The following is a 20,986-nucleotide window of genomic DNA, read 5'->3' on the forward strand; positions in this document are numbered from 1 at the left end:
ATATGTCTTCGATTCGGGATCTTCCTCGATTATCAGACTGGCAGTTCCTCGGCTCCAGCAAGTATTCACTGGACGAACGCGACGAGCAGTTAGCGAAACTGGAGAGTCAGTACTATCGAAGTCGGGGAATGGCAGACCAGCGCGGCTACGAATTCGTTGATCCAGATAAGGACTCGGAGGAGCGAATTTTCCTGTACCGGATGGACAATAACCCCGGAGGGAAGTCGAGCGATCAAGAGACGAAGCGGACTTTCGCTTTCGAGAATAAGTTTATTGGGATAGGATGGGGCGGTCACGTGCGGGACAATCCATCTTCACTCGAAGAGATTCTACAGGACTTCTATGAGGCGGACGACCCGAACACGAAGGGTGTCGGGAAAGCAGATACAATCTCAAACGAATCGATTATCAACTTCCTTCTGTGGATGGATATCGGCGATGTCGTAATGACTACTCGTCACGACGGCCATCGTGTGTTCGCACGTGTGCGGTCTGACGTACAGTACACCCCCACGTCAGATCTGACGGAAGAACGGAAACAACGATTTCTCGATCTTGGATTTTGGTTTTTCCGCCACGTCGACTACCTGGGTATCCCGCGGAGCGACGTGCCTCGAGAGTTTACGAACCGACCGGAGATGAAAACCGTCGATCGGCTCCAAAATATCACCGATGCTCGTGCTCGAGATCTGATTACGAAATTCGATGAATTCACGTTTGATGATGAAATCGCGGTCGTCAATGCCGATCGCGTCTCTCACCAAGTGGATTATCAAAGTCTTATTCAGAGACTATGGGCGCTGGACGATGAAGATTTAATCCATGCAATTGGCGGTGGTGATGGTCTGGAAGAGTTAGTCGTCAGTTACGTTCAAAGAGCGGAAGACGCCGTTGTGATGTCGAAGTCTGCACCAAAGTTCCAAGCAGATATCGAAGTGATCCTTCAGGGTAGGAATCCCGGGGATGTTCGTCCGAAAGTGATTGGTGTTCAATCGAAAAGTGGCTCCTTAGCCGACGAGGATCTCCGTGGCTTCTTGAACAATGCAGATCTCCTCTATGTATTCAGTGACGATGATTTTGAGCACGAAGACGCGATAAACATCACCAAATCGGAGTTAGCGAACTACATCCGGACGAATCCTACTGACATACCGCTCCCCATCATTCAAAGCCTCTCCAAACACTACGTATGAACGATAACGTGGAGCTCGCCCCCGGAGACGCGATCCTCCTCAACGACAACCCCGCCGAGGTCATCAAGACGTACTCCGTCGGCGACCTCGAGTATCTGCGGGCGTACGTCGAGGACGTCGGCGTCAAGACCGTCTGTATCGAAGACGTGGAGATCGAGCGCAAGCGTGACCAGCTGGGCGCTCTCGAACCCGCGACTGCGTCTCAGTTGCATCCAGAGCACGAATCCGTCTCCGCAGACTGGTTCGACCTCCGTTCACAGGCACTCCAGCTCCAGATCGCCCACGAACAGGGACAGCTGCTCTCCATCTCGAACTCACTCGTTCGTCTCGAACCGTACCAGCTCGCCTGCGTGAACTGGGTGATGCAGAAGCTCCGACAGCGAGCGCTCATCGCGGACGACGTCGGGCTGGGCAAGACCATTGAGGCGGGGCTCATCCTCAAGGAACTCACTGCACGCAACCGCGCCGACCGAGTCTTGTTCGTCGTCCCTGCCCATCTCCAGAAGAAGTGGATCCGCGACATGGACCGCTTCTTCGACATCAGCCTCACACCGGCAGACCGGCAGTGGGTCGAGGGTGAACGACGCCGCCTCGGCGAAGAAGCGAACATCTGGGACCAGGACCATCAGCAGATGGTCACGAGCATGGCGTTCCTCCGCCAGGAGGAGTTCCGCGACGAACTCGACGACGCGTTCTGGGACGTCGTGGTCGTCGACGAGGCACACAAGGCGGCCAAACGGGGTGAGTCACCGAGCAAGACGTCCAAGATGGTCGAACGAGTGGCCGACAACTCCGACTCGCTCCTCCTGCTGAGCGCAACCCCACACGACGGCAAGGGCGACGCGTTCCGGTCGCTCATCGAGTACATCGACCCGTTCCTCGTCGCCGAAGACCAGGACCTCTCGAAGGAGGCGGTCGACCGCGTGATGATGCGCCGCGGCAAGCAGACCATCTACGACGACGACGGCGAGCGGATCTTCCCGAACCGCGAGGTCGGGACCATCCCCGTCCAGATGACCCACGAGGAACGCCAGTTCTACAGAGCGGTGACGGACTACGTCAAACACGTCTACAATCGCTCTGAACAGCTCAACGAGCCTGCTGTGGGCTTCGCGATGGCACTGATGCAGAAGCGCCTCGTCAGCAGTATCGGCGCGATCAAGGCGACGCTCAGCCGCCGCCTCGCGAACCTCGTCGACCAGCAATCCACCGCCACCAATCTATCTGAGGAGGCCTCTGCCTATCTTGAGGGGGAGGACCTCGACGAGCAGGACCAACAGAAGGCCGAAGAAGAGCTTGCAGGCCTCACGATCACCGAGAGCGACGCCCAACTCGAAGAGGAGATCGAAACGCTCAGAGACCTCGTCTCGCTCGCAGAGGGCATCCCTGTCGACTCGAAGGCCCAGAAAGTTCGACGGTACATCCAGCAACTGCTCGAGGAGCAGCCTAACGAGAAGGTGCTGCTGTTCACGGAGTACCGTGACACTCTCGATTACATCCTCGACTTGGTGAAGGACGAGCCGTGGGCCGACGAGATACTCGTCATTCACGGCGGCGTCGACAAGGAAGACCGCGCTCGCATCGAGGACGAATTCAACCACGGCCAATCACGGCTGCTCTTCGCGACCGACGCAGCGAGCGAAGGGATCGACCTCCAGCACAGCTGCCACATCATGGTCAACTACGAACTGCCGTGGAATCCGAATCGCCTGGAACAGCGAATCGGTCGTCTCCACCGCTACGGGCAGGAGAAGGAGGTCAAGGTATGGAACTTCTCGTTCGAGGACACCCGCGAGAGCGAGGTGTTCGAGATGCTCCAGGAGAAGGTCGAGAACATCCGCGGCCAGCTGGGGAACACTGCCGACGTGCTGGGGATGCTCGACGACATCAACGTCGACTCGCTCATTATGGAGTCTATTCGGAACGACGAGCCAGCGAGTGCGACCAAGGAGGAACTCGAAGAGCTCATCGACGAGCGACAGCGGACGCTCGCGGAGTGGTACGAACGAAGCCTCATTGACACCAGCACGTTCGACGAAGAGAGTCGCCGCAAGATCCAGGAGGTGATGGACCAGTCCGAGGACGTCTATGGGAGTGAAGCCGACATCCGACAGTTCTTCGAGCTGGGAATCTCCGCGCTCGGCGGGGATGTCGAGAAGGCTGGAAACAACCTCTTCCGTGCAGAGCTGCCCGATTCGCTTCGGCGCTCGCGTGACGGTGAGCCGTATGGACCGTTCACGTTCAACCGTGAGTTCGCGATGGACCACGACGGAATCGAGTACATCTCTCCCGATGCAGATCTCGTCCAAGAACTGATGCAGCGGGTGCTCGACAGTGAACAGGGTGCTGTGGGGCTCAAGCTGCTCCCGTTCGTCGACGAGCCGGGAATCACCTACAACTACCGCGTCAGGTTCGAGGACGGGACGGGCGAGGTAATCCGCGAGGAGATTCTCCCCGTGTTCGTCGATGCGGCACACCGTGATCCCCAGCAGCGCCTCGGCCAACGAATCATCGAGGGAGACACGATCAAAGGCTCCCCGGATGGGGACCGTGTACGAACGCTCCTCGAACACCAGAGCGAGATGCGGTCGTCCGCCGACCGATACGTGAGCCAGCGTGTCGAATCACGACGCGACAAACTCCACGAGCGTCGTCGAGAGGAGACCCAGCAAGAACTCGATGATCTCGAGGCCTACGCGGAAGCCGAGCGGGAGCGGATCGAGACGTTCATCGCGGACTACGAGCGGAAAGCCGAAGCGGGGTCGGACATGGACATCGCGATTCGGAGACAGCGCGACCGACTGTCGAAGTTGGAGGAGCGGATCGAGAAACGGCGGCGTGAGCTGCAGCGGAAGGCGCAGGTGATTTCGTTGGCTCCCGAAGTCGAGAACATCTGCCTCTCCCTCCCGATATAGGCCTAAGACCATTTTGCGACATGATTACCGAGGGTACCGGGGGAGATTCCGCCTCTTCGGCGGTCAACGACGGTGTAACGCGATAGCCAGCGCGGCGCGCGCTCTGCGCGCCGCGCAATTCTCCCACCACCTTAGTGGCACTACCCTAAGGCCCTCCCGCAACCCGAATCTGTAGCCGAGACGGCCTCAGGTGCTGGATCGCCAAAATCGTGGTCGAAACAACTGCAATACCCTCCCACTGCCGGGGCGGCGTTCGGGCACCAAGGCACCCGGATACGCCGTATCTGCACCGGAAACGAGGGCCTTTGAGTTGCTCTTCACCAACTTGTCGTAAGTGTGTCAAAATCGGCGGGAGATAGGGTCAAAAAAGGGGTTCAAACTGCGATTGCTGTAGCTAACGATAGGGCGAACCGTGAGGCCACCGCGGCCCCAGGTTATCTCGGTGTGTTCGATCGCCCCTCTAAGAGCCGTACCCGCACATCGCGCTCAGTTCGGTCCCCACCGACGATCTCGTCCATCAACATCTGAGGCGTCCCGTACCAATCTCGCAGGTAGACGAAGGGCGCTGGCCCGTCATCGTCTCCACCTCGTTCTTCGGGGCCGTATTCCGCCTTCTCATCGCCTTCTTCGTCAGGAGTGTCACGCCCTTCCCGCTTGGCTTCCCGCTCGCTCGCCCGCTCTTCGCGGGCCAGACGCCGCCGTGACAGGGTCTCTTCGGAGAAGTGCGCCGTGGCGAGCTCGTTGAGCACCTCGTCAGCTGTCTCGTAGAGGTACTCTGCGTCGAATGCGACGATACACGGATTCCCGATCGTAGTGAGCAGGCCGACGCTCTTCAGGCGTGAGACGTGGTACTGGAGCGTCGAACGGGAGAGGCCGACCAATTCCTCCAGCTGGTCGTAGGTCGCTCCGTGGTGCTCTGCGATCACCATCAGCAGGTCGTACACTGCGAGCGTCTGCTTCTGGAGCGCCTCTTGCTGGATAACGGCCTCGAAGCGGTTGTAGTAGTTCGCAAGGTCCTCGCGTCGACCCTCGGGGTGGTCCCACTCGAACGTGGGCTGTCGGGACGGGTCGAAGTAGTCGTCCGCGACGAGATCAGTCTCCTCGATACCGGCCCACTCGGCGTGAGCGCAGACCAGAGATCGCAGCCGAAACATCACGTCGTCCCACTCCGAAAGATGGGGCGCGTTGCTTCCCTTCGTGCCGTTAATCGCTGCTTCAAGCTTCGGGTGATGGAGTGGGTCGCTCGGCGACCGGTTGCTCCAGTTGCCAGTCTGGTACACCTTCAGGAGCTCGGAGTAACCGACTTCGTCGAACCCGAGATGGTCAAATCGGTCGGACTCGACACGAGCTTCGAGCCACCCTTCCTGCTGGCGACGCCGATACTCGTCGAGCTCCGACCGCCCGCCGACGTCGATGAGCTTGCCAGTGTGCTGGAGCGACCGAACGACCGCCTGCTTCCGATTGATGTCGAATCGGAAGTGGGCTTCGGCCTTCCAGATGCGAGCAGATTCCTGCTTGATGTCGGATGCGTCGATATTCACCCTGCCACCGAGAGCTGCATCCAGTGCCTCCAATGCTCGCGTAACGACCTGGGTGCCGCGCTCGCAGTACGTCGTCTGGATATTCACTCGCGTCCCTTCCCCGAAGGGCAGATGGACCTCGTTGCCGTCTTTGTATGTCAGCCCCGTTATCTGGGGTTCAATCGTGAGCCTGAGGGAGACGGGGTTTTTGCGATACGTTTTGATCTCGCCGGTCTCCGGGTCTCGAACGACGTGGCGAAGCTTGAGATGGTGCTTGTACCACTGCTTCCAGCCGTGACCGCGATCCATCCCTGCCTTCCATTTGCTCGACGTCCAAAGGAGAGCAAGATCATCATCCAGGTAGTCGACGTCGAAATCGTCGGCTAGGACGACCTCGTCACCTGGCGAAAGGTCGCGCTGCCGCCAGAGGTCTCGGAGCGCGTTGTATACCGCGACGTCGTCGTCGAGTGTGATCGAGACTCCAGCCCCGTGGGATACCGGCGCTGGGAGTGCTTTTCGAGTCGAATGATCTCCAGCAGAGAGTTCTGCCGGACTAACCTCGCCGATCGGAGCCGACTCGATACTCACGACGACCACCCCCGCGCAGTCGAAGCGCGTCCAGCCGAATCAGCCGTATTCGCGAGGCTGGGGGTAGTGAAAGTAGGATGTGAAGGAAACGTCGCAAGCCTAGGCCGGGATTTGAACCCGGGCTCTCGTCCTTACCAAGGACGCGCTTTACCGCTAAGCTACCCAGGCACGCATACGCTCGTTGGCCTGATTCGTCTTTAGGCGTTTCGATTCGGGGACGCCGCGTCACGGAGTTTCACGACACGCCTTATCGGTCCGTCGCCGAGGACGGCACCCGGTCGTCGCCGCGACTCGCGACGGACAGCGACGCGATACGTTCGGTCGTCGCGTCCGAGAAGGCGGCGGTAGCGGGCGGCAGACTTCCCTCGGCGTCGCACTCGCGGGCCAACTCGGCGGCGTACTCCAAGAGTGCGGGCGGGGCGTCGCCGCCGACGGCCGTCGTGCCGGCGACGACGGAGAGCGTGAAGATGTCCGCTTCGAGGTTCCTGTCGAGCGTGTCGGCGTCGTCCTGTCCCTGCCGGAGCGTCTGGTCGCGACCGAACGCGCGGACGACTTCGACCGCCCGCTTGGCGGCGTCCGTCCGTGCGAGGACGTAGAATCCCCGAGAGACGAGGACGTCGGCGGCGAGGATGTCGATGTCGCCGTCGATGTCTCCCTCCTCGGCGGTGAGCCACGGCTCCTCGTGTGTCAGCGTTCGCGTGAGTCGGAGACCCTCGTAGATGAGTTGGACGCCCGCGGCTCGTTCGGCCAGTCCGTCGGCGTCGGCGTCCACGCTCGGGTCGAGCGCACGGGCGCTCAGGACGGTGAGCACCCCGGGGGTCATCGAAGTTTCGTCGAGACGGTCGAACAACACCTCACGGAGGCGGTCAGGCTCGATATCGTCGAGCGCCTCACGCGCGGCATCGCGGGCCCGCACGGCGTCGTCCATTAGCCGAGAGTTACGGCGGCAAGGGCAAAGACCTTTGGAAAACGCGCAGGACAGACGCGCATGATTCGAACGACGGCGGACGGACCGGTGCGCGTCGTGACCATCGACCGCCCGGAGCGACGAAACGCGCTCCGACCCACCGACCTGGACGACCTAGCCGCCGCCGTGAGCGGCGTCGACCCCGCGGAGACACCCGTCGTCTACCTCCGCGGTGCCGACGGGCAGTTCTGCGCGGGCGCGGACCTCGACAGCGTCGCGGACCTCTCGGACCCCGAGGCGTTCGCGCGACGAGGGCAGCGCGTGGCGAACGAAATCAGCGACGCGCCCGCCGTCGTCGTCGCCGGCGTCGACGGCGCGGCCCGCGGCGGCGGCGTCGAGATGGCCCTCGCCTGCGACGTGCGCGTGGCGACGCCGGAGGCGACGTTCGCCGAACCGGGCGCGAGTTCGGCCTGTTCGGCGCGTGGGGCGGCACCGTCCGCTTGCCCCGCGTCGTCGGCGAGGGCGGAGGCGATGGACTTCGCGCTCTCCGGGCGGGTGGTGGACGCCGCGGAGGCCGCCGGATGGGGCTCGTCTCGCGCGTCGTCGAGAACCCGCGGGCCGTCGCCGACGAGATAGCCGCCAACCGACCGGACGCGCTCCGCGTCGTGAAGGAACGACTCCGGGACGACGCGGACGACGAGGCGCGCGAACGGGCCGAAGCGGCGGCCTTCGCGCGCCTCCACGAGCGATACGTCGACGACATCCGGCGGGCGCGAACGGGAGAGGAAGCAGAGGACGAGGCGTCCGACGGCTGAAGTCGCTCAGATGAAGTCGCTCAGAGGTCGAGCGGGTCCGGCGCGGGCGGGGTGTGGCGCTTGTGTTCGCTCCGTTCGTACAGTTCGACGACGCGGTCCACCTGCGCCTCGGTCACGTCGAGGTGCGTCGTCGTCGCGGACTTCGAGAGCGGACCGTCCACGTGCAGGGCGAGGATGGCGTCCAGCGTGTCGTAGTCCATCCCCATCTCCTCCTCGTCGGTCTGGCCGGACCACATCTCCGCGGAGGGCGTCTTCATCACGAGGTCCTCTGCGACGCCGACGTGGGCGGCCAGTTGCCGGACCTGCTGCTTGTAGAGGTTGCCGATGGGGTTGCAGTCCACCGCCTGGTCGCCGTACTTCGTGAAGTAGCCCGCCAGCGCCTCCGAGCGGTTGCCCGTCCCGAGGACCACCTTGTTCTCGTGGTTGGCGACGAAGTAGTTCAGGACGCCGCGGACGCGGACGTAGACGTTCCCGGCGGCCATCCGGTCGTCGGCCGCCTCGGGGAACGTGTCGAAGAACGTCTCGGCGATGGGCTGAATCTCGACGACGTCGTACTCGATTCCCAACTCCTGGGCGACGCGTTCGGCGTCGCTCATGTTCTCGTCGGTGTTGACGACGCTCGGCATCACCAGTCCGTGCAGGTTCTCCGTCCCGAGCGCTTCGACGGCGAGATAGGCCGTGGTCGTGCTGTCGATGCCGCCCGAGAGGCCGAGAACGGCCCCTTCGGCGCCGGCGTCGTCGACCACGTCGCGGATGAACTGCAGGATGTGCTCGTGCGTCGCTTCGAGTTCGTCGTCCGACAGGCGAAGGTCGAGGGGAGCGGTGTCGCTCAGAACCGTCTGGTCCGTGCTCATCAGTCTACGATAGCACCTCAGAGAACTAATAGACACCCGTCGGCGCGGTTCCGTGGACGCCCGTCCAGTTTCGAGGGGCCGAACTGCCGGGTCGGCGAAACGCTACGTTCAAGTGCGGCGGGGCGATTAGGTGAAGATGCGCGCCGACGGGTCACTGAAGGAAGTGAGGTGACGCCCGGTGCGAACGAAGTGAGCGCCGATGGTCCAATGGTAGGACATTAGCTTCCCAAGCTAATAGTCCGGGTTCAATTCCCGGTCGGCGCATTTCTACTCCGAACGAAGTGAGGAGTGAAATCGCCGCAGCGGAAATTGAAGCAGCGAGCAACTTGTTGCGAGTGAGGTTCAATTCCCGGTCGGCGCACTCCCTGCCGCCGTTCGCCGACCGACGTTCGCCTCGTTTCCCTCGGTGGAACTCCCGGTCGGCACACTGATTTTTCACTCTCGACGGGATGATACGGGTATGAGCCGAAACGAGGGCGATTCGAGGGGTGAGACGCGGGTCGGTTCGGTCGAACGCATCCACGTCGCGTCGGGGACGGGCGGCGACCCGGAGTCGCGAGAGTCCGTCAGGGCCGTCGCGGGCCGCGGCCTCGAAGGGGACCGGTACTTCGACGGCGACGGCATCTACAACGACCGAGACGACTTGGAGCCGAGTGACGTCACGCTCGTCGAGGCCGAAGCGCTGGCGGCCGCCGCCGCGGACTACGACGTGGAGTTCGAACCGGGCGCGCACCGTCGGAACGTCACGACCCGAGGGGTGGCACTCAACCACCTCGTCGGCGAGCGCTTCCGCGTCGGTGAGGCCGTCCTCGAAGGAGTGGGCCTCTGTGAACCCTGCGGCTACATGGAGTCGCTCGCGAACGAACCGGACGCGGCGGCGGCGCTCGAACACCGCGGCGGCCTCGACGCTCGCATCGTCGAGTCGGGGCGCATCGCCGTCGGAGACGACGTGAACTGGTGAGCGACGAGCGCTGACCGGGTCCGATCGGTCGCCGATTACGACGCCGACCGGGACGTCGAGCGACAGGCGTCTACTCCGCCGGCGTCCCCGTCCCGCACACGTCGGGTTCGTGTTCGACCCACAGGCCGAGTCCGGCGTCGTCGTTCACGCGGGCTTCGAGTCCGTAGCAGTCGAGGTCGCTCTCGGCCGTGCTGAACGTCTTCCACTCGCTCCGGTCGTCGACGCGGAAGTGCACCTCGTACGCCGCCTCGGCGGCGGCGTCGGCCCACGGGCCCTCGACGGCGACGGCGGCGGCGTCCTCACCGGCGGCCGAGAGGTCGTACGACGACCAGAAGGCGACTTCGTCGCCGCGTTCGACCAGCACGTGGACCGTGTGGTCGGCGTCGTGGCGGTTCACCACCCGGACGTAACCGAGACTGGCGGTCCCCTCGGGCCGGTCGTTCTGCGCGTTCACCCCACCACACCCCGCGAGCGCGGAAACGCCCGCCGCAGTCGCGGCGAGGAGTCGGCGTCGCGAGAGCGTGGACTCCCATCCGTTCATGCCTGCGACTATTCGTCGGAGGTGAAAAGCATTCGCGTCGGAGAGAGTCTGTTTTCCGGACGCGTTCAGTCGAGGTACGGCCCGAACGCGCGCGAGTCGAAGAGGGCCAACAGGTCGGCCGTCGCGTCGGCGTCGAACCGGAGGACGCGCCGCCACCACGGCCCCCGCCCCGAGTCGTTCGAGAGGTCGGTGACGATGCGGTTCGCGTCGGCGCCCGCGTCGGGCGAGGAGAGCGGAACCACGCGGTCGAACAGGCGCGAGCGGTCGGTGCCGGCGACGAGGACCTCGGCGTCGAACGTCTCGCGCTTGACGTGCGCGTTGTTGGCGAATCGGGCGCGGTCGGTCGCCGGGAGCGACTCGTACGCCTCGCCCGTGACGGCGACGGCGACTTCGAACGCGCCGACGAGGTACGCGCCCCACTCGGGCGCGAGGTAGTCCGCGGCGTCCGTCTCCGGGCCGTCCGAGGCGTCCGTCTCTGGGCCGTCTGCGGCGTCGACTCCGGGATTCCCGTCGGCGTCGCCGCCCACCGTCTCGTGCCGGTCCAGCGTCGCGTAGAACAGTAGCCAGTCGCCCGGGTCCAGACCCGAGAGCGGCCCGGCCTTCACGCCGTGTTCGTCGCCGTAGGTGTAGCGCTCGCAGAACGGGTAGCCGGCGAACTCGGGGTCCAGGTGGACCCGCGCGTCGCGGACGTCGGCGGGCAGTTCGACGGGCGGGTCGATGTCGGCGTACGTCGGTACCGTCGCGTCCGAGCGCGTGGGTTCTCGCTCGGGGATGGGGACGTAGGCGAACGTGCCGTCGGGGTAGACGGGGCCGCGGACGCCCGGGAGCGTGGTGTTGGCGGCGACGTTGATGGCGATGGCGCGGGGCACGCCGGACGAGGCGGGGCGGGGACTTAGCTCCCACTCGTGAGTCGTGGAGGTGCGCCTCTCGGGGTGCGCCGGCGCACCGGCGCGGCGACTCAGGCGAGTCGGTTCGCGCAGTTCCAGCACCGGTCGAACGTGCGGTCCGGTTCGTTCTCCGTCCCGCAGTGCGGGCAGTAGCGGCCGTCGGACCGACTGTCCGGCCTGTCGGCGGGCGAGTTCGGCGACGCGGCGAGACGCGGCGTCCGCGCGAGACCGCCGCGTTCGGTCCCCTGTGCAACCGTCCCGTCGGGACGGTCCTCGGAGTCCCCGAACACGCCGTCGTACCCCGTCTCGTCGCCGTTGTTCAGGAGGTACCGATACACCAGTAGCTGGAGTACCGTGAGCCCGATGGCGTAGACGACGATCCAACCCCACGGGTCCATACTGTGGTATCGGTTAGCAAGGTACTTTATCGTTCGGGGGAGCGCCGTCGCTCTCGGACGCGGCGCGGCGAGGAGGGTGGAGAACGGCTCAATCGTCGGACCCGGGGTCGGACCCGGAGTCGGACTCGGCGGCGTCTGGGGCGTCGGGCGCGTCCGGCGGCGTGAGCGTGCGTCCGAACTCGTCGAACGTGTCGAGTCCGTCGGGGAGGTCGCACGGAATCCGTCGCTCCTCCTGTCGGTTGACGAGGCGGTCCGCGACGGGGTCGGCGACCGACTCCCAGCCGGGTTTGACGCGGATGCTCTCGGCGGGCGTGCCGGCGACGACGTGGTGGGCGGGGACGTCGCCCTGCACGACCGACCGCGCGCCGACGACGCTGTTGGTGCCGATTCGGATGCCGGCGCGGACCATCGCGTCGTAGGTGACGCGGGCGTCGTCCTCGACGACGGTGTGGTAGTTCTCGACTGCGGTCTGGTCTACCACGTCGTGGTCGTGGCTGTAGAGGTGAACGCCGTCGGAGATGGAGACCCGGTCGCCGATGGTGAGTCGCCCGCGGTCGTCGAGGTGGACGTCGTCGTGGACGACGGTGTTGTCGCCGACGGAGATGTTGTGGCCGTAGGTGAAGGTGATACCCTTGAAGAACCGGCAGTCGTCCCCGCACTCCTCGAACAGGTGGTCGGCCAGCATCTGTCGGAACCGGAGGGCGAAGTCGACGTTGTCGGCCATCGGCGTCGCGTCGAACTGTCGCCACAGCCACTGCAGGTACTTCGACTCCGTGTACCGGGACTCGTCCTTCTCGGCGTAGTACTCCGACTCCAGCGTGGCGTTGCACGGGTCGTACCCCTGCAGGCGGACCCGTTCGGCCGCCGAGAGGTCCTCGCCCGCCTGCCACCGTTCGTACGCCGCCCGGTCGCCGTGGAGGTCAACGAGCGTCTCTGTGACGACCTCGCACGTGTCCTCCGCCGAGGAGAGCCGTTCGTCCACCTCGTCGATGAACGCCTGCACGTTCCGTTCCGCCTCCGCGGGGAGAGAGGCGTGGACTTTCGTCATCGACTCCGGGTTCGCTCCCGCCGAACTAATCCGTTCGGTTGTGTAGCGCCGTCGGCGAACCGCGACCGTCGCCGCGCGAGCCGGGGCACACGATTGACTACCGCGGTAGTAAACAAACGAATACCGACGGGCACTTTACGCAGTTCGGGGAACGGACGGGTATGACCGACGAGGAGCGTCCGGCGGTCCCGACGGACCGACCGGCGTGGACCCGCGACCACGCGGCGCGGTTGCGCCGCGACGAGACGAACGTCACACCGATAATCTACCCGCCCGAGGCGAACCTGGACGAGGACCTGCACGTCTGGGACACGTGGTGGCTCCGCGACCGAGACGGGTCGCCCGCGGAGGTGAACGGCCGCCGCGTCGTCTTCGCCCTCACGGCGTCGTCGGAACTGCTGCCGGGGAAGCGACACGACGTGGCGACGATTCGGTACTTCCACTCGGCGGACGGCGAGTCCTGGGAGACGGGCGGCCGCGTCTTCGACCCCGAGGGAACGCTCGGGTCCCGGCAGTGGGCCGGGTCGGCCCTGCACGACGACGGCGACGTGTACCTCTACTACACCGCCGCGGGTCTGAGCGACGAACCCGAACTCACCTACTCGCAGCGCATCGCCCTCGCGACGGGCGGCACCATCGACGCCGACGACGGCGGGGTCAGTATCGAGGGGCCGTGGGACCACTCGGTCCTCCTCGAACCCGACGGCGAGTGGTACGAACGCGAGGCGCAGAGCCGCGGGATGACGTACACGTTCCGCGACCCGTGGTTCTTCGAGGACCCCGCCTCCGGCGAGACGTACCTGCTGTTCGAGGCGAACACGCCCGTCCCCGAGGGGTCCGACGCCTGCGACGGGGACGCCGCGCGACAGGCGTTCAACGGGAGCGTCGGCATCGCCCACTCGCCGACGGGCGACCCCACCGAGTTCGAGTTGCGGCCGCCGCTTCTGGACGCCGTCTGCGTGAACCAGGAACTCGAACGCCCGCACCTCGTCGTCCGCGACGGGACGTACTACCTGTTCGTCTCCAGCCACCACCACACGTTCGCGCCGGATATCGAGGGCTACGACGCCCTGTACGGCTTCGTCGCCGACGGCCTGTGCGGCGACTACGAACCGCTGAACGGGCACGGGATGGTCCTGACGAACCCCGCGAACGCGCCGTTTCAGGCGTACTCGTGGCTGGCGTACGACCACGGCGACGAACTGCTCGTCACCTCCTTCTTCAACTACTTCGACTACGACCGGCCGTCGATGGACGACGTCGCCCTCCTCCCCGAGGACGAGCAGATGCGCCGCTTCGGCGGCACCCTCGCGCCGACGGTCAGAGTGGCGCTTGAGGGGTCCGAGACGCGCGTCCGCGGAACGCTCGGGCACGGCCACCTCCCCCTCGCGCGCGAGTCGTTGCCGACGGACCCGTTCGAGGGCGACGTCGGCGCGGAACGCGACCCGTACCGCTACTGACCGCACCGACCGCGCCCCACTCACTCAGTCGCGCGAACGCGCCGGGAACGTCGCGTCGAGTTCCCACGCGTCCATCGACGCGAGTTCGACGGTCCCGCCGACGGCCCGGAGCGACACGCCGTCCGCGTCCGCGCGGGTGGGGTAGACCCGACTCGTCAGACACCGACGTTCGTTCGCGTACAGTTCCAGCACCGACCCGTCGACGAGCACCCGGAGCGACAGCGTCCCGTCCGCCACGGGCATCCGCTGGGGTTCGGTGTCGGGCACGCCGTCGAGGGCGCTCCGCGACCGGTCGACGACCACCTCGTCGCCGTCGTACCGGACGACGGTCCGTTCGTTCCGCGCCGGCGACTCGAACAAACCGAGTTCGAACGTCGCGTCGGCGTCGTCTCGGTGTTTGTCTCCGTCGCTGTTTCCGTCGCCGTCGCCGACGCTGTCTTCGTCGCCGTCGCCGACGCTGTCTTCGTCGCCGTCGCCGACGCTGTCTTCGTCGCCGTCGCCGACGCTAACCTCGAACGCGAGTTCGTAGGCGTTGCCCGACAGGTCCAGCGTCCGCGACGCGCCGGGTTCGAGCGTGAGACGCTCTTCGCGGCGGCGCTTCCCGCGCAGGTCCCGCAGTTCCCGGGCGGGTCGCTGGCGGAGTTCGCCGTCCTCGACGGACAGTTCGCGGGGGACGGTGAGCACTCCCGACCACCCGGCGTGCCACTGCGCCTCCGCGCCGCGCGCCTCCGGCACCCACCCCCACGTGAGGACGCGGCCGTCGTCCGTCCGGGTCGACTGCGGGGCGTAGTAGTCGCCGTAGTCCATCCGCTCGCGGTGGTCGACGTCGAACGAGGGCTCCGAGAGCGACGCGGTGCCGAGGAAGTACTCGACGTGGCTGTAGTTCGAGACGTGCAGCACCTGAGTGTCCCCGAAGTCGAGCAGTTCGGGGCACTCCCAGACGACGCCGTGGCCCTCCCAGTCGCCGACGAGGAGGGGGCCGACGTACTCCCACTCCCGCAGGCCGTCGCCGCGGTAGAGGAGGGCCGCGCCGCCGGTGTCCGCGCGCCCGCGCCGATGAGGTGATACCACGTCCCGTCCTGTCGCCAGACGCAGTGGTCGCGGAACTCCGCGCGCCAGTCGTCCGTCTCCAGCAGGTCGATGCCGGTCGACGGTGCGGGGAAGATGGGGTTGTCGCCGTGTTTCTCCCACGTGTCGAGCGACGGGTCGTCCGTCGTCGCCAGACACGGCAGTTGGTCGCGGCCGCGGCCGCCGGTGTAGACCAGCGTCGGCGTGCCGTCGTCGTCCACGACGGCGCACCCCGACCAGACGCCGTCGCGGTCCGGGCCGTCGGCGTCGGGCGCGAGGGCGACCGGACGGTCCTCCCAGTGAAGCAGGTCCTCGCTCGTCGCGTGGCCCCAGTGGATGGTGCCGTGGAACGGTCCGCCGGGGTTGTACTGGTAGAACACGTGGTACGTCCCGTCGTACTGGACGACGCCGTTCGGGTCGTTCAGCCACCCGGCGGGCGGGGCGAGGTGGTACCGCGGGCGGCGGTGGTCGTCGGCGAGTTCCGCGCGCATCGCCGCGAACCCCTCGGCGTCGTCGGGTCTGTCGGTGAAGTCCGGACGTCGCTGCGGCGCGCCCGCGAGGAGGGCGAGGGCGTTGCGGACGATTCGTCGCTGCGCCTCCGCCGTCTCGAAGTCCCACGTCGGGAGGAACGCGACTTCGGAGCCCAGGCCGTACACCGCGCCCCGACCGACGCGCCACGCGAACGCCGCCTTCTGGGCGACGTGGAACTCGTCGCCGCGGATGGTCGAGGCGACGACGTCGCCCGACGCGGGGAGGACGCCCTCGTAGCGGGCGTACGGACGCGTCACGTCGGCCGGTTGGGTGTGGAGTTCGCGGAGCGGGAACCCCTCGAACAGGGGGTGGTCGTCGTACATCCGCTTCTTGACGAACCCGCTCGGTTCGGCGGGCGTCTCTGCGCCGACGGCGTCGGGAGCCACCTCGTCGACGCCGAACGGCACGACGGCCGAGAGCGCGTGGAGCGAGAGGAGGAGTCCGCCGTCGGCGGCGAGGAAGTCGGAGACGGCGTCCGCGCAGTCGGCGGCGAGGGCGCGGGTCGTCTCGTCCACCGGGTCGTCGCGGTGCCACCACGCGGCGTCGTAGTCGGCGAGCGAGACGGTGCCGTCGGCGACGGCCGACAGCGGAACGTCGTCCACGTCGGCGACGCCGGCGCACCACTCGCGGGCCGCACGCTGTTCGTCGGTGTAGTCGGTCGCAGAGAGGAACGCGACGCTGGCCGAGAGGTCGTCCATTGCCGACGAGGTTCGAGAGGATGCGTCATTAACTCGTTGTTTAGTACGTTCGTCGACCGTCGGTCGAGGGCGCGTTCGCGTTCCTCGCGGAGAGGTGAGCGAAGCGAACCCGAGGCCGAAAAAGGTGGGGCTAAGTGTCCGCACCGCCAAGGCCGGGATATGCAATACCGGACGCTGGGCGACTCGGACGCGAGGTCAGCGAAGTCGGGTTCGGCGCGTGGGTCGTCGGCACCGACTGGTGGGGCGACCGGACGAAGGCCGACTCCATCGAGATGATCCACCACGCCATCGAGGAGGGAATCACCTACTTCGACACCGGCGACGTGTACGGCCACGGCGAGAGCGAGAAAGTCGTCGGCGAGGCCATCGCCGACTACCGCGACGAGGTCACCCTCGCGACGAAGGTGGGCTACGACTTCTACAACAACCCGCAGGCGGGCCACGGCGAACTCCCGAAGGAGATGACGGGCGAGTGGGTCCGCACCGCGACCGAGAAGAGCCTCGACCGGCTCGGCGTCGACCACGTCGAGGTGCTGCAACTCCACAACGCGAACGTCGACGAGGTGGACGCGGACGTCCTCGAAGCCCTCGACGAACTGAGAGAGGAGGGGCTCGTCGACGCCGTCGGCTGGGCGCTCGGCCCGTCCATCGGCTGGCTGGCCGAGGGCGACATGGCCATCGAGGAGGAGTTCGACTCCCTGCAACTCGTCTGGAACCTCTTCGAACAGGAGGTGGGCAACCACTTCCTCGACACCATCGAGCGCACGGGGTCGTCGACCAGTCTCGTCCCGCGCGTCCCCCACTCCTCGGGCCTCCTGAACGAGCAGGTGACGCCCGAGACGGGCCACGACCTGGACGACCACCGCGGGTTCCGCCCCGACGCGTGGTACGAGACGGGCTGGGAGAAACTGGAGACGCTCCGCTTCCTCGAACGCAGCGACGAGGGGACCTCGTCTGGCTCCCGGACGATGGGGCAGGCCGCCATCGCCTACCTCCTGAGCCACGATCCCGTCGCGTCGGTGACGCCGACGTTCCACACGAAGGAGGACATCACCGAGTGGGCCGCCGCCAGCGACGTGCCCAAGCTCTCTGACGAGGAGATGGCCCGCGTGAGCGACCTGTACGCCGACAACTTCGGCATCGACCGCGACGACGGGATGGACGAACTCCGCTCCTCGGTGGGCGGCGACGACATCGACGCCGCGGGCATCGACAAGCGCCCCGCCACCGGCCCGCGCAACTCCGCCGACTGAGCGCCGTGCGCCGACGCACCAAGCGTCCTCGGACTGACCGCCGCCGCCCACCTGACGCTCGCCGCGTGGATTCGACGGGACGCCCGCTCCCGCGGCGTCGACGCCGCGCCGTGGGACACGCTGACGCTCCTCGGCGGCCTGTTCGGCGTCCTCGGCTACCTCCGATCGCGGGCCGACGGGGCCGAGTCGGCCGCCGTCGACGCCGAGTAGCCTCGCGGCCCCCGCCGCCGCGCCGACGCCGTCGGCGATGCGTGACCCTCCTCCCGACCCCGTTCACCGCCTGCGACAACGCTTAGGAGCGTGGCGACCGACCGCCGAGACATGACGACAGCGTACGCACCCGGTAGCGTCACCACCGTCTTCGTGCCGCGCTCGGACCCGGCGGAGGGCTCGCTGGGCGTCAGTTTCGCCGTCGAGGACGGCGTGCGAGCCACCGTCGAACCGGCCGATGAGACCACCGTTCGACTGGACGGGTCGACCACAGCGTTCGAACCCGTCGCGGGCGTCCTCGACCGTCTCGGCGTCACGGCCGCCGTCTCGCTCTCGGCCGACGCGCCGGTCGGACGCGGCTTCGGCGCGAGTGGTGCGGCGACGCTCGCCACCGCTCTCGCCGTCGTCGCGGAGTTCGACCTCGACGCGGACCGCGAGGACGCCCTCGAGGCGGCCCACCGCGCCGAAGTCACCGCCGGGACGGGTCTCGGAGACGTGTTCGTGCAGGACGTGGGCGGGTTCGTGTGGAACACCGGCGACGGCCGCGACCGGACCGAACGCACCGACCGCATCGAGTACAGTTCGATGGGCGACATCGCCACGCGGGACGTTCTCGACGACGAGTCCGCGGTGGCGAACGTCGCCGACGCGGGCACCGAGACGCTCTCGGCGTTCCACCCCGGCGACTCCCTGCAGGCGTGGTTCGAGGCGTCGTGGGCGTCGCGCAGCGAACCGAACTGCCGACGGCGTCCGTCGAACGGACGGTCGAACGCGTCGTCGACGCCGGCGGCGCGGCGACGATGGCGATGGTGGGTGAGACGGTGCTGGCGACGGGCGTCGACGGCGTCCTCGACTCGGAGACGCGCGTCACGAACGAGGGCGCTCACGTGCTGTAGGCACCGAAAGTAACTTTCATCTGGTTGTCGAATCGCCGCGTATGACCCTCCTCGAACGAATCGGCGACTGGCTCGCCGCCACGCCCGCGCCGTCCGGGACAGCCCGCCGCTCGCGGGCGTCGTCGCCGGACTGTGGCTGTTTCTCGTCGTCCTCGCCAGCGGCGGCAACCCGCTGATGGCGTTTCTCACGGTGGCACCCCTCGTGATGCTCGGGATGTACGCCGTCGACTGGGTGCTCGGCTACCTCCGCGGCGACGGCACCGAGACGCGGCAGTCGAGCGAGTCCGCCGCGCCGTACGAACCGGCCGACGAGGAGTCGGCCATCGCCCGCCTCCGCGAACGCTACGCCGCCGGCGACGTGGACCACGCGGAGTTCGAGCGACGACTGGACGCACTCGTCGAGACGGAGAGCGTCGCGCGCGACGATGCGGGGTCACAGACGCGAACGCGGACGCTCGAACGACGGGAAGTGAACCGGTAGCGCACCCCCTCGTTTCCGTTCGAAACCGAGCGACAGCGCCGCCGTCGGCGCGCAGTCGCAACCGTCTCGGCGACGGACAGAAAGAGAGACAGTCGCCCGTCTCGGCGCGACTCGGTTACGCGAGGAAGACGTGTCGCGGGCGGTCCGCGAGGACGTCGCGGCCCCACTGGACGGTGTCGCGGAAGTCGTCCGACCGGAAGAAGCCCATCGCGTCCTCGCGGGAGTCCCACTGGCTGGCGATGAACATGTCGTTCTCGTCCTCGCGGTTGACCATCAGGTCGGTGTCCTGGTGGCCGTCGATGTCGGCGAGTGCGTCGCCGACGGTGTCGAACTTCTGGACGAAGTCCTCGCGGTAGTCGGGCTTGACGGTGTAGAACATCCCCATCGTGCCGAATCCGGACTCCTCGCCGGCGCGCGAGACGATGCCGGGCAGTTCCGAGAGGAACCCGGCGGCCGTCTCCGCCGCCGACTGCGTCTCCCAGATGGAGACGACGGCGGTCCGTTCGCGTTCGAGAGCCTCGTAGACGGCCGTCTTGACGTGCGTCCCGTAGTGGTCGAAGTTGCCGCGGAGACCCTCCACCTCCTCGAACAGTTCGTCGGTGTCGGCCTCCGAGTAGAGCACCGTGGCGTACACGTCCTCGCCGTGGGGTTTGCCCGCGTAGATGTTCAGGTCCTCGAGTTCGCCGCGGATGTCGTCCGCCTCCGTCTCGTCGCTCTCGGCGGACTCGCCGTGCGGGGAGTCGCCGTGCGTGTGTCCGCCGCCGCCGTGTGCGCCGCCGTGGTCGCCGCCCCCGTGGGGGGAGTCACCGTGGGCGTGGCCGTGCGCCGACCCGTGCGCGCCGTGTTCGGCGTGGGCGGCCGCCTCGTCGTGTTCGGCCGTGGGGACCGACTCCCCGTCGAGGTACGCGCCCAGGTCGGCGGGCGGGAACCGGCGGCCGACGTAGAACTGGCCGAACTCGCCGTACTTCGAGGAGACGTCGTCGAAGCGCATGTCGTAGACGATGTCCTTGATGTCCGTGGGGTCCTCGGCGAACAGCGTCACGCCCCACTCGAAGTCGTCGAAGCCGACGGAGGAGGCGATGACCTGCTTTATCTTCCCGGCGTACTCGCGGCCGGTGTCGCCGTGGACGGACATCATCTCGGCGCGTTCGTCGAACGGCAGGTCGTACCAGTTGTGTTTCTCGCCGCGGCGCTTCGACATCGGATAGAAGGCGACGTACTGGTCGTCGGGGACGTCGGGTTCGAGTTTCCCCTCGATGTAGCGGCGCAGACCCTCGTCGATGTCGGCGTCCTCGTCCTCGAAGTACTCCTGCGAGACGTACCCCGACACCTCGGTGACGGAGACGTACGAGGTGGCCTGTTCGGTGAAGTTCGCGAGCGACGTGCGCTCGAACTGCCGTTCGGCCCGCGAGAGGTCGTCGAGCGTGGGGCGGAAGTGGACGACGAGCAGGTCCGCCTTGTGGCCGAGGACGGAGAAGACGGCCGACGTTCCCTCGTCGGCGTCCTCGACGGCCTCGTGCGCGCGGAGGTACTCGACGCCCTCGCCGACGGCGCGGTCGCGTTCGTGTTCGGGCGCGTCGCGCCACGCGTCCCAGTCCACGGTTCGGAAGTCGTGCAGGACGAACCAACCCTCGTCGGTCGGTGGGGCTTCTGGCATGTCCGCACGTTAGCGTTTCTCCCGTATGGGAGTTGCGAGTCGTCCCCGCGGATACGACGCGCGTACCCCTCCGAGCGTCACCCGACTCGGACGCTGAACCGGCCG

General features: G+C 66.6%; 17 protein-coding genes, 2 tRNA genes and 2 pseudogenes. 10 read left to right on the top strand and 11 right to left on the bottom strand.

Annotated elements, in window-relative coordinates:
• Positions 1-2: 2 nt before the first annotated feature.
• Positions 3-1,193, top strand: coding sequence for a hypothetical protein (locus tag GJ632_RS03820; RefSeq protein WP_191452139.1), 1,191 nt, complete (start codon positions 3-5; stop codon positions 1,191-1,193).
• Positions 1,190-4,108: a helicase-related protein gene (locus GJ632_RS03825; RefSeq protein ID WP_191452140.1), complete on the top strand. Its 2,919-nt coding sequence runs from the start codon at positions 1,190-1,192 to the stop codon at positions 4,106-4,108. The genes GJ632_RS03820 and GJ632_RS03825 overlap by 4 nt, the downstream gene beginning before the upstream one ends.
• 434 nt (positions 4,109-4,542) lie before the next feature.
• Here the strand turns inward: GJ632_RS03825 and GJ632_RS03830 are convergent, their stop codons facing one another.
• The 3 genes from GJ632_RS03830 to GJ632_RS03840 all read right to left on the bottom strand — a co-directional run bounded on the left by GJ632_RS03830 (position 4,543) and on the right by GJ632_RS03840 (position 7,144).
• Positions 4,543-6,216, bottom strand: coding sequence for a helix-turn-helix domain-containing protein (locus tag GJ632_RS03830; RefSeq protein ID WP_191452141.1), 1,674 nt, complete (start codon positions 6,214-6,216; stop codon positions 4,543-4,545).
• Between the two features lie 96 nt (positions 6,217-6,312).
• Positions 6,313-6,384 (bottom strand) — tRNA-Thr (locus GJ632_RS03835).
• 79 nt (positions 6,385-6,463) lie between these two features.
• Positions 6,464-7,144, bottom strand: coding sequence for a hypothetical protein (locus GJ632_RS03840; RefSeq protein WP_191452142.1), 681 nt, complete (start codon positions 7,142-7,144; stop codon positions 6,464-6,466).
• Positions 7,145-7,204: 60 nt separating this feature from the next.
• Here GJ632_RS03840 and GJ632_RS03845 point away from each other — a divergent pair, with 60 nt between their 5' ends.
• Together GJ632_RS03845 and GJ632_RS23005 are read left to right on the top strand one after the other, a co-directional pair.
• On the top strand, positions 7,205-7,759 hold the full coding sequence (locus GJ632_RS03845) for an enoyl-CoA hydratase/isomerase family protein (RefSeq protein WP_231751323.1): 555 nt from the start codon (positions 7,205-7,207) through the stop codon (positions 7,757-7,759).
• On the top strand, positions 7,705-7,938 hold the full coding sequence (locus GJ632_RS23005; RefSeq protein WP_231751324.1) for a hypothetical protein: 234 nt from the start codon (positions 7,705-7,707) through the stop codon (positions 7,936-7,938). The genes GJ632_RS03845 and GJ632_RS23005 overlap by 55 nt, the downstream gene beginning before the upstream one ends.
• 20 nt (positions 7,939-7,958) lie before the next feature.
• Here GJ632_RS23005 and GJ632_RS03850 read toward each other — a convergent pair whose 3' ends face one another.
• Positions 7,959-8,792: an NAD+ synthase gene (locus GJ632_RS03850; RefSeq protein ID WP_191452143.1), complete on the bottom strand. Its 834-nt coding sequence runs from the start codon at positions 8,790-8,792 to the stop codon at positions 7,959-7,961.
• A 193-nt stretch (positions 8,793-8,985) separates the two neighbouring features.
• Between GJ632_RS03850 and GJ632_RS03855 the strand changes: the two genes are divergently transcribed.
• Both GJ632_RS03855 and GJ632_RS03860 read left to right on the top strand, forming a co-directional pair.
• Positions 8,986-9,056 (top strand) — tRNA-Gly (locus GJ632_RS03855).
• 196 nt (positions 9,057-9,252) lie between these two features.
• Positions 9,253-9,753, top strand: a complete 501-nt coding sequence (locus tag GJ632_RS03860; protein ID WP_089809023.1) for an MOSC domain-containing protein — start codon at positions 9,253-9,255, stop codon at positions 9,751-9,753.
• A gap of 70 nt (positions 9,754-9,823) precedes the next feature.
• Here GJ632_RS03860 and GJ632_RS03865 read toward each other — a convergent pair whose 3' ends face one another.
• The 4 genes from GJ632_RS03865 to GJ632_RS03880 form a co-directional block, all read right to left on the bottom strand.
• Positions 9,824-10,294, bottom strand: coding sequence for a hypothetical protein (locus GJ632_RS03865; RefSeq protein ID WP_191452144.1), 471 nt, complete (start codon positions 10,292-10,294; stop codon positions 9,824-9,826).
• Between the two features lie 65 nt (positions 10,295-10,359).
• Positions 10,360-11,163: a hypothetical protein gene (locus tag GJ632_RS03870; protein ID WP_343161008.1), complete on the bottom strand. Its 804-nt coding sequence runs from the start codon at positions 11,161-11,163 to the stop codon at positions 10,360-10,362.
• Positions 11,164-11,252: 89 nt separating this feature from the next.
• Positions 11,253-11,579 carry a zinc ribbon domain-containing protein gene (locus GJ632_RS03875; protein WP_089809029.1) on the bottom strand — a complete coding sequence of 109 codons (327 nt, stop codon included), beginning with the start codon at positions 11,577-11,579 and terminating at the stop codon, positions 11,253-11,255.
• Between the two features lie 88 nt (positions 11,580-11,667).
• Positions 11,668-12,627: an acyltransferase gene (locus GJ632_RS03880; RefSeq protein ID WP_191452145.1), complete on the bottom strand. Its 960-nt coding sequence runs from the start codon at positions 12,625-12,627 to the stop codon at positions 11,668-11,670.
• Positions 12,628-12,788: 161 nt separating this feature from the next.
• On the opposite strand from GJ632_RS03880, the gene GJ632_RS03885 reads away from it, so the two are divergent.
• Positions 12,789-14,087 carry a glycoside hydrolase family 68 protein gene (locus GJ632_RS03885; RefSeq protein WP_191452146.1) on the top strand — a complete coding sequence of 433 codons (1,299 nt, stop codon included), beginning with the start codon at positions 12,789-12,791 and terminating at the stop codon, positions 14,085-14,087.
• Positions 14,088-14,111: 24 nt separating this feature from the next.
• Here GJ632_RS03885 and GJ632_RS25165 read toward each other — a convergent pair whose 3' ends face one another.
• Both GJ632_RS25165 and GJ632_RS25170 read right to left on the bottom strand, forming a co-directional pair.
• Positions 14,112-15,278: a GH32 C-terminal domain-containing protein gene (locus tag GJ632_RS25165; RefSeq protein WP_343161009.1), complete on the bottom strand. Its 1,167-nt coding sequence runs from the start codon at positions 15,276-15,278 to the stop codon at positions 14,112-14,114.
• A pseudogene (locus GJ632_RS25170) lies at positions 15,191-16,384 on the bottom strand (DUF4960 domain-containing protein); the annotation flags it as partial. The pseudogene GJ632_RS25170 and the gene GJ632_RS25165, both read right to left, overlap by 88 nt.
• A 159-nt stretch (positions 16,385-16,543) precedes the next feature.
• On the opposite strand from GJ632_RS25170, the pseudogene GJ632_RS03895 reads away from it, so the two are divergent.
• From GJ632_RS03895 to GJ632_RS03905, 3 genes and pseudogenes are all read left to right on the top strand, one after another.
• A pseudogene (locus tag GJ632_RS03895) lies at positions 16,544-17,637 on the top strand (aldo/keto reductase).
• 321 nt (positions 17,638-17,958) lie between these two features.
• Positions 17,959-18,756 carry a GHMP kinase gene (locus GJ632_RS03900; protein ID WP_231751325.1) on the top strand — a complete coding sequence of 266 codons (798 nt, stop codon included), beginning with the start codon at positions 17,959-17,961 and terminating at the stop codon, positions 18,754-18,756.
• A gap of 162 nt (positions 18,757-18,918) precedes the next feature.
• Positions 18,919-19,224, top strand: coding sequence for an SHOCT domain-containing protein (locus GJ632_RS03905; protein WP_231751326.1), 306 nt, complete (start codon positions 18,919-18,921; stop codon positions 19,222-19,224).
• Positions 19,225-19,339: 115 nt separating this feature from the next.
• Here the strand turns inward: GJ632_RS03905 and GJ632_RS03910 are convergent, their stop codons facing one another.
• Entirely contained in the window at positions 19,340-20,881 is a 1,542-nt protein-coding gene (locus GJ632_RS03910; RefSeq protein WP_191452147.1) for a heme-binding protein, read from the bottom strand.
• Between the last annotated feature and the right edge of the window lie 105 nt (positions 20,882-20,986).

The sequence above is a fragment of the Halogeometricum sp. CBA1124 genome (assembly GCF_009741955.1).
In the GTDB taxonomy this organism is placed as follows: Archaea; Halobacteriota; Halobacteria; order Halobacteriales; family Haloferacaceae; genus Halogeometricum; species Halogeometricum rufum.

Coding starts and splice junctions, on each gene's coding strand:
- GJ632_RS03820 (WP_191452139.1), top strand. CDS start 3: ATGTCTTCGATTCGGGATCTTCCTCGATTATCAGACTGGCAGTTCCTC.
- GJ632_RS03825 (WP_191452140.1), top strand. CDS start 1,190: ATGAACGATAACGTGGAGCTCGCCCCCGGAGACGCGATCCTCCTCAAC.
- GJ632_RS03840 (WP_191452142.1), bottom strand. CDS start 7,144: ATGGACGACGCCGTGCGGGCCCGCGATGCCGCGCGTGAGGCGCTCGAC.
- GJ632_RS03845 (WP_231751323.1), top strand. CDS start 7,205: ATGATTCGAACGACGGCGGACGGACCGGTGCGCGTCGTGACCATCGAC.
- GJ632_RS23005 (WP_231751324.1), top strand. CDS start 7,705: ATGGGGCTCGTCTCGCGCGTCGTCGAGAACCCGCGGGCCGTCGCCGAC.
- GJ632_RS03850 (WP_191452143.1), bottom strand. CDS start 8,792: ATGAGCACGGACCAGACGGTTCTGAGCGACACCGCTCCCCTCGACCTT.
- GJ632_RS03860 (WP_089809023.1), top strand. CDS start 9,253: ATGAGCCGAAACGAGGGCGATTCGAGGGGTGAGACGCGGGTCGGTTCG.
- GJ632_RS03865 (WP_191452144.1), bottom strand. CDS start 10,294: ATGAACGGATGGGAGTCCACGCTCTCGCGACGCCGACTCCTCGCCGCG.
- GJ632_RS03875 (WP_089809029.1), bottom strand. CDS start 11,579: ATGGACCCGTGGGGTTGGATCGTCGTCTACGCCATCGGGCTCACGGTA.
- GJ632_RS03880 (WP_191452145.1), bottom strand. CDS start 12,627: ATGACGAAAGTCCACGCCTCTCTCCCCGCGGAGGCGGAACGGAACGTG.
- GJ632_RS03885 (WP_191452146.1), top strand. CDS start 12,789: ATGACCGACGAGGAGCGTCCGGCGGTCCCGACGGACCGACCGGCGTGG.
- GJ632_RS03900 (WP_231751325.1), top strand. CDS start 17,959: ATGACGACAGCGTACGCACCCGGTAGCGTCACCACCGTCTTCGTGCCG.
- GJ632_RS03905 (WP_231751326.1), top strand. CDS start 18,919: ATGGCGTTTCTCACGGTGGCACCCCTCGTGATGCTCGGGATGTACGCC.
- GJ632_RS03910 (WP_191452147.1), bottom strand. CDS start 20,881: ATGCCAGAAGCCCCACCGACCGACGAGGGTTGGTTCGTCCTGCACGAC.